Annotated in this window: 9 protein-coding genes; 2 read left to right on the top strand and 7 right to left on the bottom strand. The window is 70.9% G+C overall.

Annotated features, from left to right (window positions below):
• The first annotated feature begins 93 nt into the window (after positions 1–93).
• Positions 94–270, top strand: a complete 177-nt coding sequence (locus NRB56_RS21020) for a hypothetical protein (RefSeq protein ID WP_153344770.1) — start codon at positions 94–96, stop codon at positions 268–270.
• Positions 271–510: 240 nt separating this feature from the next.
• Here NRB56_RS21020 and NRB56_RS21015 read toward each other — a convergent pair whose 3' ends face one another.
• The 3 genes from NRB56_RS21015 to NRB56_RS21005 form a co-directional block, all read right to left on the bottom strand.
• Positions 511–1986 (bottom strand): DHA2 family efflux MFS transporter permease subunit, encoded by a 1476-nt coding sequence (locus NRB56_RS21015; RefSeq protein WP_153344768.1) that lies wholly within the window; start codon positions 1984–1986, stop codon positions 511–513.
• 92 nt (positions 1987–2078) lie between these two features.
• Positions 2079–2813: a PadR family transcriptional regulator gene (locus NRB56_RS21010; protein ID WP_319943292.1), complete on the bottom strand. Its 735-nt coding sequence runs from the start codon at positions 2811–2813 to the stop codon at positions 2079–2081.
• 160 nt (positions 2814–2973) lie between these two features.
• Positions 2974–4695 (bottom strand): molybdopterin-dependent oxidoreductase, encoded by a 1722-nt coding sequence (locus tag NRB56_RS21005; RefSeq protein ID WP_153344766.1) that lies wholly within the window; start codon positions 4693–4695, stop codon positions 2974–2976.
• Positions 4696–4980: 285 nt separating this feature from the next.
• Here NRB56_RS21005 and NRB56_RS21000 point away from each other — a divergent pair, with 285 nt between their 5' ends.
• Positions 4981–6156: a S1C family serine protease gene (locus tag NRB56_RS21000; protein ID WP_227838093.1), complete on the top strand. Its 1176-nt coding sequence runs from the start codon at positions 4981–4983 to the stop codon at positions 6154–6156.
• Between the two features lie 163 nt (positions 6157–6319).
• Here the strand turns inward: NRB56_RS21000 and ptsP are convergent, their stop codons facing one another.
• From ptsP to NRB56_RS20980, 4 genes are all read right to left on the bottom strand, one after another.
• Positions 6320–9292 carry a phosphoenolpyruvate--protein phosphotransferase gene (gene ptsP / locus NRB56_RS20995; protein ID WP_153344764.1) on the bottom strand — a complete coding sequence of 991 codons (2973 nt, stop codon included), beginning with the start codon at positions 9290–9292 and terminating at the stop codon, positions 6320–6322.
• Between the two features lie 85 nt (positions 9293–9377).
• On the bottom strand, positions 9378–10010 hold the full coding sequence (gene dhaL, locus NRB56_RS20990; protein ID WP_153344762.1) for a dihydroxyacetone kinase subunit DhaL: 633 nt from the start codon (positions 10008–10010) through the stop codon (positions 9378–9380).
• Between the two features lie 6 nt (positions 10011–10016).
• Positions 10017–11018: a dihydroxyacetone kinase subunit DhaK gene (dhaK, locus tag NRB56_RS20985; protein WP_153344760.1), complete on the bottom strand. Its 1002-nt coding sequence runs from the start codon at positions 11016–11018 to the stop codon at positions 10017–10019.
• A gap of 261 nt (positions 11019–11279) precedes the next feature.
• Positions 11280–13070, bottom strand: a complete 1791-nt coding sequence (locus tag NRB56_RS20980; protein WP_153344758.1) for an AMP-dependent synthetase/ligase — start codon at positions 13068–13070, stop codon at positions 11280–11282.
• Positions 13071–13148: the final 78 nt, after the last annotated feature.

Below are 13148 nucleotides of genomic sequence, written 5' to 3'. Positions count from 1 at the left end.
TCCCCTTCGCAGTCCGATTCCGGGCCGGGACGCTCACCGAGCGTCCCGGCCCGGGTCGTTTGCGGGGCGCTCCGATTCATCGACAACGCTCGTATGCCGTTGCATCGGATCACGATTCAGCCCGACGCCGAAGACCTGGCCATCATCGTGGCGGCCGCCGAGCGGCGTGACATCGACGCGGACGAGATCATCCGCGAAGCGATTCATCATGCTGCACAACGACTTCGGCGCCGCACCGAGTTGTCGGCGATGCGCCGATCCGGCGGATAGCCAACGGCTGGTGCGGGTTCCGTCGGGCTCGAGGCGGCGACCACGCCGACTGCGCGAAGAGGGCGGGGCACTACTGCCGGATTCGGCGCCGGTGGTCGGACAGCACTGGAGCTCGGACCCACAGCAGCACCGCAGATCGTTGACCTGAGCCCGCCGAGGCCGACCGCGGCGGGCCGCACGGCGGAAGGCAACGGGCCCGGGTGTTTTCACATCCGGGCCCGTCTTCGTGGGAGCCGTGGCTCAGTGGGCGGCGTCGACCGGGACGGCGTCCTGCTGGGCGGGGGCGGCCGCGGGGGTGGACTTCGAGCGGACGAAGCCGATGGATGCCACCACGCCGATCAGCAGGATGAAACCGGGCAGCAGCATCGACTGGCTCAGGGCGGTGCTGAACTTGCCGGCGAGGGCGGCGGGGATGTGGGAGCCGGCGCCCTCGGACATCTTGCCGGTGACCAGGCCCTGGGCGCTGACCCGGGACGACACCAGGGCGCTGATCGCGGCGCTGCCGAGCACCGAGCCGATCTGGCGGGTGGTGTTGTAGACGCCCGCCGCGGCGCCGGCCTGCTGGATGGGCAGGTTGCGGGTGGCGGTGGAGGCCAGCGGGGCCCAGATGCAGGCGTTGGCGAAACCGGAGGCCACGCCGATGATCATGAACACCGCGATCGGGCTGTGCGGGGTCATCATCGCGGCGTAGGTGAACACCACCGCCGAGAACACGGCGAAGCCGAGGGTCGGCAGGACCTTCGGGTTCATGCGGTCGGAGATCTTGCCGACGATCGGGCCGAAGATGCCGGTCGCGACGGCCATCGGCGCGAACACCAGACCCGACTGCGACGGGGTGTAGCCGCGCACCGCCTCCAGCCAGAAGTAGGCGGGCACCATCAGGGTGGTCATGGTGGCGCCCATCGCCGCGATACCCAGGTTGGCCAGCGCGAAGTTGCGTTCGCGGAACAGGCTCAGCGGAACCAGCGGCTCACCGGTGTTGCGCGCCTGGGTGTACAGGAACACGCCCAGGACCAGCACGCCGGCGATGATCAGACCCCAGATCGTGGCGTCCCAGTGCCGGTCGTTGCCCTCCTGGATACCGAACACCAGCAGCAGCATGCCGACGGCCGACAGGGCGACGCCGGTCAGGTCGAACTTGTGCCGATGGGTCTCCAGCTTCGGGACCAGCACCCAGGCCAGGGCGAACGCGATCACGCCGATCGGCACGTTGATGTAGAAGATCCAGTTCCAGCCCAGGCCGTCGACCAGCACGCCGCCGAGGATCGGGCCGACGAGCGTGGCCAGACCGGCGACGCCGCCCCACGCGCCCATGGCCGCGCCGCGCTGGTGTGGCGGGAAGGTGCGGGTGATCACCGCCATGGTCTGCGGGGTCATCAGCGCCGCGCCGAGGCCCTGCACCGCGCGGGCGGCGATGAGCATCTCGATGCTGCCGGACAGGCCGCACCACAGCGAGGACAGGGTGAAGACCACGAGGCCGATCAGGTAGATGTTCTTCGGGCCGACCCGGTCGCCGAGGCGGCCGGTGATCAGCAGCGGCACCGCGTAGGCGAGCAGGTACGCGCTGGTGACCCAGATGACCTTGTTGATGTCGGTGTGCAGGTCCGTCATGATCGCCGGATTGGCCACCGCGACGATGGTCATGTCCAGCAGGATCATGAAGAACCCGACGACCAGCGCACCCAGCGCCAGCCACGGATTACGTTGTGTGGTCATAACTTTCGTTTCCGTTCGAAATGTCCCGGCCGCTGCGGCGGCCGGCGGGTGGTCGGGTGGAGGGCGTGCCGCGGCCCGGTGGCCGCCGGCGCTCACTGGCCGGCAGGGGTGGCACCGCCCCTCTTCAGTGAAGCGAGCACATCGTCGGTGACCTCGGTCCCCCAGTCGTGCCCGATGCCCTCGTCGGCGGTGTGGTCGGGTATCAAACAGCCGTCGGGGCCGAACTCCTGCCAGACCAGGCCGCCGTCGGCCAGTTCGCCGACGATGCGCCGCAGCCAGGTGGCCTCGGTGTGGGTCTGCGCGCGCAGGTACTCGAGCACCATCCAGTACCGGCGCGGCACCCGGCGGGCGGTGGCCCACTCCTGCAGGGCGTCGAGTTCGGTGACGTCCATCTCCAGCCAGCGGATGCGCTCGGTGAGCAGGGCGACGACCTCCTCCTTGGGCAGGTTGTGCGCCTCCGAGAGGGCCTGCGGAAAGATCGGGTATTCGCGGATCGGTTTGCGGAGGATCTCCGTCAGCCGGGTACGCAGGGCCGCGGTGCCCGGCTTGGTGATGCGGTACGTCGTCCGCTCGGGCCGGTTGCCGGCCCGGTCGGTGCCCTCGGCCCGGACCAGTCCCTGCTCGGCCAGCCGGTCCACGGTGTGGTAGAGCGAGCCGGGCCTGATCTTGACGAAGTACTCCTCCCGACGGCTGAGCAGCAGTTGATACATCTCGTACGGATGCATCGGACGCTCTTCCAGCAGCGCGAGCACCGCCAGCGCCAATGGCGTCAGCACCGCACTCGGCTGCTTCGACATCGCCGGCTCCTCCTTCGTTCCGCTCGTCACGGGGGAGAGCGTAGCTGCGGCCCCGGACATATCCCGCATCAAATATTCCACGCCGAATATACGGTGTGGAACAGGGGCGGGCAAGGGAGTTCCGGGTGCTGTGGACGATCACATCGAGGCCGCGACCGGCCCTCGGACGCCGGAGCGGCGCCGCGGCGGATCAGGCCACGTCGACGGCGACCGACGGATACCCTTCGGCCCCGTCCGGCACGACGTCCTCGTACGAGCTCGACTGGATCGCGCCCGAGCCGTCGGTGGCGCGGGCCCGGATCAGGTGCTTCCCGGCCGCCGCGTCCCACTCGAAGGCCCACTGCCGCCACGTGTCGATCGAGGGTTCGGCGGCCAGCCGCGCGGGTTGCCACGGACCGTTGTCGATCTGCACCTCGACACCGCTGATCCCGCGATGCTGCGCCCAGGCGACCCCGGCGACCACGGTCCGGCCGCGCTTCACCTTGCCGCTGCCGCTCGGGGTGTCGATGCGGGTGCCGGTCTTGATCGGCCCGCGCGGCGCCCAGCCGCGCTGGGTCCAGAACGCCTGGGCGCGATCGAAGCGGGTGATCTCCAGTTCGGTCACCCATTTGGTGGCCGAGACGTAGCCGTACAGGCCCGGCACGACCAACCGGGCCGGATAGCCGTGCTCCACCGGCAGCGGTTCGCCGTTCATGCCCACGGCCAGTATCGCGTCGCGGCCGTCGAGCAGGGTCGCCAGCGGACTGCCCGCGGTGAAGCCGTCGATGCTGCGCGAGAGCACCATGTCGGCCTCCGGATGCGGCCCGGCCTCCGCGATCAGGTCGGCGAGACGGTAGCCCAGCCAGCGCGCGTTGCCGATCAGATCGCCGCCGACCGGATTCGATACGCAGGTCAGCGTCACCAGCCGCTCGATCACCGGGCGGGCCGCCAGATCGTCCCAGCTGTAGCGCATCTCGCGATCGACCATGCCGTGGATGCGCAGCGACCAGGTCGTGGTGCTCACCTGCGGCACCACCAGCGCGGTATCGATGCGGTAGAAGTCGTTGTTGGGCGTCAGATACGGAGTGAGCCCGGGGATTCGGAGATCCGCGGCCGGATCCACCGGCGGCTGCGCGGAACTCGGCGCCGGCAGGCGCACGGCGGCCCGTTCGCCGGATACGTTGTGCGCCTCGAGCCCGAGCACCCGGCCCGCGATCCCCGTCACCGCCGCCAGCACGCCGATGCCCACGACGCCGCGGACCATGGTCCGCCGGTCCACCCCGGTTCCGGATCGTGCCGAATCGGGCTCGGCCGCAACGGTTCCGGCTACCTCCGGCCGGATCGGCGCCGGGATGTCCGGCTCGGCCGGGGGCGCCCCGCGGCCGCCGGCCTCGGGCCGGATCCGCCTGCGCAGCGCCGTCGTCGCGGCGGCGGTGCCGAAGAGGACCGGCAGCGCACCGGTTCCCGGCGCCGGCGCGTCCTCGTCCGTTGCCGGAACCGGGGATCCGATCTCCAGGCGCCGGATCAGCATGCGCAGGACGAGGATCGCGGCCGCGACCCCGAGTATCGAGGGCAGTGCCCAGGTCCATGCCGCGTTCGCGCGGGTCACCGCCGCCAGCGCCGCGAGCACGCCGAAGACGGCCAGCAAGGCACTGCCGATCGGCCGGCGCATCCGCTCCACCCGGCCGACGACCATCGCCAGGACGAACGCGACCACGCCCATCAGCACGAACAGCAGCAGCTTGTCGCCGGTGCCGACGAGCCGGATCACCCGTTCCCGCACGCCGTCGGGCGTCAGGTCCACGACCGCGGACCCCAGCGCCGCCAACGGCGTGCACTCGGTCCCGATCGGCAACGCCACCAGTTCGGCAACACCCAGCGCCAGCCCCGCGGACACCACACCGCACGCCGCCCGCAGTCCAGACTCGGCCATATCGCGAGCGTACTGCGGGTGGATCCGCCCGGGAACCCGCGTACGACGCCGTCACGGATTCGTCACCGCTGTGCCGGACGACCCGATCGGGCGGCCGCGCGTCACCGGATTCCCAGCCCCGGGAATCGGTGTCCGAGACGGAATTACCGCGCGCATCGGGCTCCGAACGGCCGCATCACATCCCGATCGGACGAGGACTCGGTCACAACACGGAAATCACCCAGCACGCTCTCAGAAAGGCGGGTAATGCTGATAAGAGCAGTCTCGGAGCCTGATGAGGACGTGATGATCGTGTACCCGAATTCGACCAGTTGGCCGGGGCAACCGGCACGACCGTACGGACCCCCGCCTGCCCGGCCGCCGCGGCACGGCCTGTCCTTCACCGCGGTCGCCGCGATCGTCGCCGTGCTGGCCGTCGTGATCGGTCTGGTGGGCACCCGGTTGCAGGCGCCGCACGGCGGGTCCCCGGGCGGCCCGGTCGCACAGTCCCCCGGCAGCTACGGGCAGCCGGCCAGTTCGCACCTGTCGCCCGCCGACCTCGACGACGCGGCGAGCACGGTCACACCCAGCATCGCGATCATCAACACCCAGCTCGGACTGCAGAACGGCCAGGGCGCCGGAACCGGGATCGTCCTCACCTCCGACGGCGACGTGCTCACCAACAATCACGTGGTGGAGGGCGCCACCAAGGTCTCCGTCACCGACCTCGGCAACGGCCGCACCTACACCGGCACCGTGCTCGGCTACGACCGCCAGGAGGATGTCGCGGTCGTGCACCTGTCCGGCGCCTCGGGACTGACCACCGCACCGATCGGTGATTCCAACCTGGTCGCGGTGGGCGACAACGTGGTCGGCGTCGGCAACGCCGGCGGCACCGGCAGCCCGACGGCGGCCGCCGGCCGGGTCACCGCGCTGAACCGCTCGATCACCGCCAGCGACGACGCGTCCGGCAGTTCCGAGCAGCTCACCGGCCTGATCCAGATCGCGGCCAATATCCAGCCCGGCGATTCCGGTGGGCCGCTGGTGAATTCGGCAGGACAGGTGATCGGCATGGATACCGCTGCCTCCCAAGGCTTCCGGATGGGCAGCGGCGGCGGCGTGGGCTTCGCCATCCCGATCAACAAGGCTCTCACCATCGCCAGGCAGATCCAGGCCGGCCAGTCGTCGGATCTGGTGCACATCGGCGCGTCCGCGTTCCTGGGCGTCTCGGTCAGCGATGCCGACAACGGCGGCGGGGCGCTGGTCCGCAACCTGGTCGGCGGCGGTCCGGCGGAGAACGCGGGCCTCGCGGCCGGTGACGTGATCACCGGGGTGGACGGTCGCGCCGTCGGCTCCGCGACCGGGCTGACCAACACTATGGACCTGCACCACCCGGGCGACACGGTCTCGCTGAACTGGGTCGACCAGTCCGGCCGTACCCAGTCGGCGCGGGTGAAGCTGGCGACCGGACCGGTCGGATAGCCCGAGAGCAATCCCGAAAGCCCGGCGGCCGAGCGTGATTCGCTCGGCCGCCGGTGTGTGTGGGTGCTCGCCCCCGCGCCCGGCTCGCCCCCACGCCCGGCTCGCCGGACGGAAGCGTTGTTCGCCGGACGCCGATCCGAAACATCGGTTGCCGCAAGGGCTCTCAGCCGCAACCGCCGACCAGCGCGCGGACTTCCGCCGCCGACTCCGCGGCCAGTGCCGCTGCGGCCAGCGCCCGGCACGCACGCCGGTCCGATCCGCGAACCACGGCCTTGACCAGCGGAATCGTCGGCACCGCCACGCTCAGTTCGGTGACACCCAGCCCGAGCAGCACCGGAACCGCCACCGGATCCGAGGCGATCTCACCGCACACGGCGACCGGAACCTCGCCCGCGTCCCGGCACACGAGGTCGATCAGCCGCAGTACACCGGGGTCCAGCGGATCGGCCAAGGTCGCGAGCGCGGCGTTACCGCGCTCGGCGGCCAGCGCGTACTGGGTGAGATCGTTGGTGCCGATACTGAAGAAGTCGACATGCGGGGCGAACACGGCCGCCTTGGCCGCCGTCGCGGGCACCTCCACCATGATTCCGACTTCGATCCAGAGGCCTTCCGGCGCAACGTCGTTCAGGACCGCGCGGGCAGCACGGACCTCGTCCACCGTGCTGATCATCGGTAACAGCACGCTCACCGGATGATCGGCGGCGACGGCGGCCACCGCGCGCAACTGGTCCCGCAGCAGCTCCGGATGCTTCGATGCCAGCCGGATACCGCGCACTCCCAGGAAGGGATCGGCCTCCGGCGGCCGCGTCAGGTACGGCAACGGCTTGTCACCGCCGACGTCCAAGGTGCGCAGAACGATTCGGCGGCCGTCGAACGCCTTCGCGATCTCCCGGTACACCTCCTCCTGTTCGGCGACCGTCGGCGCGTGATCCCGGTTCAGGAACAGGAATGCGGTCCGGACCAGCCCGGCCAGATCGGCGCCCTGCGCGACCGCGTCGGCCGCGTCGGCGATGCTGCCGACGTTGCCCGCGACCGCCACGGTCACACCGTCGGAGGTGATCGCGGGCCGGTGCGCGGCGGCCTCGGCGGCCCGGTGCCGCTCGCGTTGTTCGGCCGCGCGGGAGGCGAATTCGGCCAGGGTCACGGGGTCAGGGTCCACGACCAGCCGCCCGCTGCCACCGTCGAAGGCCACGGTGGTCCCCTCCGGCACCGCTCGCAGATCCGGTCCGGCCGCCACTACCGCCGGAATTCCTCTGGAGCGAGCCAGGATCGCGCTGTGCGCGGTCGGACTTCCCTGTGTCAGGACGATTCCGGTGACCATCGACCGATCCAGCGCGGCGACCTGGGCGGGTGTGAGCTCCACGGCCACGAGAATGCCCGGACGACTGACGATCTCGGTGCTGCCACCCAGCAGCTCACCCAGCACCTGATCGCGCACGGCCTCCAGATCCGCCGCCCGGGCGCGCTGATATTCGTCCGGTAATCGTGCCAGATCCGCTGCCGCGCGGCTCAATTCGGCCGACCACGCCGCCGCCGCGGGCGCACCGGCGGCGATCGCGCGCCGCGCCGGATCGATCAGTTCGTCGTCCTCGAGCAGAAGCCGATGCGCCCGGAAGATCTCCGCCTCGACCGCCCCGGTCTGTGCCACGATGACGTCGATTCGACTGCGTACCAGGGCGATCGCCGTCGCCAGCCGCTCCGATTCGGCCGCCGGTGTCCCCTCGGGCTGCTCCGGCAGGACGAATTCCCCCACACCCGCATGCCACACCGGCCCGATCGCGATCCCACCCGACGCGGGCAATGGACCTGCACCGGCCCTGTTCACCGGGCCCACGCGGTCCACCGGGCCCACGCGGTCCACCGGGCCCACGCGGTCCACCGGGCCCATGCGGTCCGAGCGGCTCACGTCCGAGTAGACCTGTGTGGACGTGGGGTTTCGCGCAGTGGCACGGGTGCCGGAGGCCGGACCACCGACGGTGGGATACTCCCCGGCCGTGGGCTCCCCGTCCGCCGGATTCACCTGCGTGCCACCCGAACCGGCCGCAGCGGGACCTCCGCTCGCACCCGCGACACGATCAGCATCGGGTTCGGCCGGAAGGCTTTCCGCGCTTTGCTCGCCGACCGAAGCCCGGCCGGCCGCGACACTGCCGTCTCCGGCGCGGCCGACTGTTTCACCGTTGCCGGCGCGGACTGCCGCGACTACCTGGGACGGGCGCGCGAAAGAGGCATTCGCGGGCCGGGTAACTGTGGCGTCGGGCGCCTCGCCGAAGTGGCGTTCCGCCAACATCAGCACACGATGCACGACCGACTCGGCGTCCGGCCCGGTAGCGGTCACCTCGACCTCGTGGCCGGATCGAGCGCCGAGGGCGGCCACCCGGCTGAGGCTGCGGGCCGGAACCGGACCCGCGCCGGTGGTGAGATTGCGTAACCGGACAGTCGCGGTCGACGTACGCACCTCCGCGACGAGACGCGCCGCCGGCCGCGCGTGCAGCCCGTGCGGATTGGTGACCACGAAGACAGCGCGAGCGGTGTGCTCCGGCGCTGCGGGTGCAGACGACTCCGATTTCGAAGCCGCAGCGGATGTCACATCCGGAGGGACGGTGTGGGACTCGTCCCGTCGAACGGATCCCGGTCGGCGTGTGTTCGCCTCCGCTGCGCCGGTAGCGTGGTCGACGTCTCGCGACACATCCGAAACGGTTGCCTCGCCGGTCTTTCCGGGGCTCTGACCGGTGGGCGCCGGTCCCAGCTGAGCCGATTTGGCCAGCAGTGACCGTTCCGCCTCCGCGGCGGCCTCCGCCAGGTCCGCGCCGCCGGCGGCCGAGACGACAGCGGCGACCAGGCCCTCGACGATCGGTGCGGCGCACAACCGCACCTCGTGTGGTGTCTCCAGCAGATCGAGGGCCAGTTCGGCCGACAGCACCGCGCTGCCGAGATCCATCAACACCAGAACGCCGTCGCCGGTGTCGGCCGCGCCGATCGCGGCCGCCACCGCGACGGCATCGGTGCCGAAGGTCTGCTCGTCCAGTCCCGCCGCCACCTCGACGCGAATCACCCTGTCGCGCACCATCTCCGATGCCAGCGCGACGGCCGCACGCGCCAACGCCCGGCTGTGCGACACGACCACGATCCCGATCATCGGGTCGTCTCCCACTGTCGCACTGCGGGACCGGCGGTTCGGACGATCATCACCCTCGGACCGAGCCCGGCCGTGCCGCCCTCACTCATCCGAGGGCCCGCCGGGCGGCGCGGATCAGGAGGGTCGCGCTGGTAGCGCCCGGATCCTGGTGGCCCACACTGCGTTCGCCGAGATACGAGGCGCGGCCCTTGCGGGCCTGCAGCGGGACCGTGGCGTCGCGGCCGGATTCGGCGGCCGCCAGTGCGATCTCCAGAGCCGTGGACAGCGTGGCGCCGCCCTCCAGGGATTCGTCGAGGGCGTCGGCGGCGGGCGCCAGGGCGTCGAACATGGTCTTGTCGCCGGGTTCGGCCTTGCCGCGGGCGACGACACCGTCCAGACCGGCGCGGAACGCCTTCGCGAAACTCGTTGCGTCGAGGCCGATTTCGTCGGTCACGGCGGCGGCGCGGAGGAAGAAGGTGCCGTACAGCGGGCCGCTGGCGCCGCCGACCGAGCGGATCAGCACCATCCCGGCCTGTTTCAGCGCGTCGGGCGCGGTCGCCGGTGGGGCCTCGGCGAACGCCGCGGTGACGGCGGTGGTTCCGCGGCGCATGTTGCTGCCGTGGTCGGCGTCGCCGATGGCGGCGTCGAGTTCGGTCAGCCGATCCGCGTTCTCGTCGATCAGCGCGGCGAACTCGCGCAGCCACGCGATCGGATCGAGCAGCGGATTCGCTTCCGTCATAACGGTTCACACTCCCCAGCGCAGGGCCGGCGTTCGCACCGGCGCATCCCACAGGTCCAGCAGTTCGTCGTCCACTCTCGTCAGGGTGACGGAGCAGCCGGCCATCTCCAGCGAGGTGATGTACGGGCCGACGAGGGAGCGGGCGATCCGCACGCCGTGCCCGCGCAGGATCCGCGCCACCTCGTTGTACATCACGTACAGCTCCAGCAAGGGAGTACCACCCATGCCGTTGACGAAGCAGATCACCCGGTCGCCCCGGTCGTAGGGCAGATCGGACAGGATCGGCTCGACGAGCATCGCGGCGACCTCGCGCGCCGGAGCCAGCGGCACGCGGCGGCGGCCGGGTTCGCCGTGGATGCCGATACCGATCTCCATCTCGGTCTCGCCGAGTTCGAAGGTGGGTCTGCCCGCGGCGGGGACGGTGCACGAGGTGAGCGCCATGCCCATGCTGCGCGACCGGGCGTTCACGGTGCGGGCGAGCTCGGCGACCGCGGCCAGCGGGCGGCCCTGTTCGGCCGCGGCACCGGCGATCTTCTCCAGCACGACCGTGCCGCCGACGCCCCGGCGACCGGCGGTGTACAGGCTGTCCCGCACCGCGACGTCGTCGTCGACGACGACCGCGACGACCTCGGCGCCGGTCTCGGCCGCGGCCAGTTCGGCGGCCATGTCGAAGTTCATGACGTCGCCGGTGTAGTTCTTGACGATGTGCAGCACGCCCGCGCCGGCGTCCACGGCGGCGGTGGCGGCGAGGATCTGATCCGGTACCGGGGAGGTGAAAACCTCACCGGCACAAGCGGCGTCGAGCATGCCGAAACCCACGAAGCCACCGTGCAACGGCTCGTGCCCGGAGCCGCCGCCGGACACCAGCCCGACCTTGCCGGGCACGGGCGCGTCACCGCGCAGGATCAGCCGGTTCTGCTCGTCGACCCGCAGTTCCGGATGTGCCGCGGCCATCCCGGCCAGCGCCTGCGCGACCACGTCGGCGGGGTCGTTGATCAATTTCTTCATCGCGGTACTCCTCGTGACGGGTTCCGGCGACGGTCTCGACCGGTTCGTGGGCGGCGCTACGGACGGCGCTCGCGCGCGTCACCATCCACGCTGCCACCACGGCCGCGGCTCCGGCGAGGAATTCGGCGCCGAGAGACACCGGCACCCGCGACCACGGCACCTGCCTGCCGCAGAGGGTCGGCAGCAGTCCGGGGACGCGATTCCACGCCGACACGCGAACGGCCCGCATCCACTCGGATGCGGGCCGTCGCGGAGCGTGGCTCAGCTGTAGATGGCGTCCACGTCGGCGGCGAACTTCTGCATCACCACGTTGCGCTTCAGCGACATCTTCGGGGTGAGCTCGCCGCTCTCCTCGGTCCAGTCGACCGGCAGGATGCGGACCTTCTTGATCGCCTCGGCGTGCGAGACCAGCTTGTTGGTGTCGGCCACCGCGGCGTCGACCTCGGCGATCAGGTCGGGCAGCTCGATGAGCTTGTCGACCGGCAGGTCGGCGGGCAGGTTGTGCCGCTGCTTCCAGCCGGGCAGCGCCTCGGGGTCGATCGTGACGAGAGCGCCGACGAACGGCTTGCCGTCGCCGACGACCATCACCTGGCCGATCAGCGGGTTGGCGCGCAACGAGTCCTCGAGCATCGCCGGGGAGACGTTCTTGCCGCCGGCGGTGACGATGATCTCCTTCTTGCGGCCGGTGATCGTGATGAAGCCACGATCGTCGAGGGCGCCCAGGTCGCCGGTCTTGAACCAGCCGTCGACGAACGCGTCGGCCGAGGCCTCCGGATTGCGCCAGTATCCGGCGAAGATCACCGGGCCGCGGATCAGCAGCTCGCCGTCCTCGGCGATCTTGGCGGCATGGCCGGGCAGCGGGCGGCCGACCGAGCCGACGCGGATGTACTCCGGCGTGTTCACGGAGACGGCCGCGGTGGATTCGGTCAGGCCGTAGCCCTCGTAGATGGTGACGCCCACGCCGCGGAAGAAATGGCCCAGACGCGCGCCCAGCGGCCCGCCGCCGGAGACCGCGGACTGGCAGCGGCCGCCCATCGCGGCCCGCAGCTGGCCGTAGACCAGCCGGTCGAACAGCGCGTGCTTCACCTTCAGCAGCAGACCGGCGCCGCCGGCCTGCTGGGCCGTGCTGTACGCGATGGCGGTGTCGGCGGCCACATCGAAGATCTTGCCCTTGCCGCCGTCGTACGCCTTCTGCCGGGCGCCGTTGAACACCTTCTCGAAGACGCGCGGCACGGACAGGATGAAGTCCGGCCGGTACTGCCCGAACTGCTCGACCAGCGTGGACCAATCGGCGGTGTGCGCGACGGTGACCCCGGCGTCGAAGGCGGCCAGCGCCACCGCACGCGCGAACACGTGGGCCAGCGGCAGGAACAGCAGCGACTTGTTGCCGGGCTTCAGGAACTCCGGCATGGCGGCCCGGTCGGCGGCGGATTCGGCGTAGAGGTTGGCGTGCGTGAGCATGACGCCCTTGGGGCGGCCGGTGGTGCCGGAGGTGTAGATCAGCGTGGCCGGTGAGGCGGCCTTCACCTCGGCGCGGCGCTCGTGGACGACCCGGTCGTCGAGGTCGCGGCCGCGGGCGATCAGCTCGTCGAGGGCGCCGCCGTCGAACTGCAGCGTCTCCTTCAGCTCCGGCAGTCCGGACTCGATCTCGGCGATGGTGGCGCGATGCTTCGGCTTCTCGACCACCAGCAGCCGGGTGGCGGAGTCCGACAGGATCCAGCGGGCCTGCTCGGCCGAGGAGCTGTCGAAGATGGCGACGGTACAGCCGCCCGCGGCCCAGATGGCGAAGTCGAGGACCACCCACTCGTAGCGGGTGGCGGCCAGGATGGCGACGCGATCGCCGAGTTCGATGCCGGTGGCGATGAGGCCCTTGGCCACGGCGGTCACCGAGGCGGCGAATTCGGCGGCGGTGACGTCGTTCCAGCCGCCCCGGCCGTCGGGCGTGTTGAACACGACCAGGCCGGGCGTGCGCTCGGCATGCCGGAAGGCCCCGTCGGCCATGTTGGCATCCTCGGGGATGGCGTATGTCGCCGGAACCTCGAATTCTCGCATCGCAACCCTTCCGATGTGCTACCCGCCGGTAGCTTTACTCATTCGTAACCTACGCCACGTCGCCCTCGGCGCGAACAC

Source organism: Nocardia aurantia, from assembly GCF_009604425.1.
Taxonomy (GTDB): Bacteria; Actinomycetota; Actinomycetes; order Mycobacteriales; family Mycobacteriaceae; genus Nocardia; species Nocardia aurantia.
Note: the sequence above shows the minus strand (reverse complement) of the source record. Positions and strands in the feature narration are given on the sequence as shown.

What these genes read in the sequence shown, in the direction of transcription:
- NRB56_RS21020 (WP_153344770.1), top strand. Translation starts at nt 94, where the DNA reads ATGCCGTTGCATCGGATCACGATTCAGCCCGACGCCGAAGACCTGGCC.
- NRB56_RS21005 (WP_153344766.1), bottom strand. Translation starts at nt 4,695, where the DNA reads ATGGCCGAGTCTGGACTGCGGGCGGCGTGCGGTGTGGTGTCCGCGGGG.
- ptsP (WP_153344764.1), bottom strand. Translation starts at nt 9,292, where the DNA reads ATGATCGGGATCGTGGTCGTGTCGCACAGCCGGGCGTTGGCGCGTGCG.
- NRB56_RS21015 (WP_153344768.1), bottom strand. Translation starts at nt 1,986, where the DNA reads ATGACCACACAACGTAATCCGTGGCTGGCGCTGGGTGCGCTGGTCGTC.
- dhaL (WP_153344762.1), bottom strand. Translation starts at nt 10,010, where the DNA reads ATGACGGAAGCGAATCCGCTGCTCGATCCGATCGCGTGGCTGCGCGAG.
- NRB56_RS20980 (WP_153344758.1), bottom strand. Translation starts at nt 13,070, where the DNA reads ATGCGAGAATTCGAGGTTCCGGCGACATACGCCATCCCCGAGGATGCC.
- NRB56_RS21000 (WP_227838093.1), top strand. Translation starts at nt 4,981, where the DNA reads ATGATCGTGTACCCGAATTCGACCAGTTGGCCGGGGCAACCGGCACGA.
- dhaK (WP_153344760.1), bottom strand. Translation starts at nt 11,018, where the DNA reads ATGAAGAAATTGATCAACGACCCCGCCGACGTGGTCGCGCAGGCGCTG.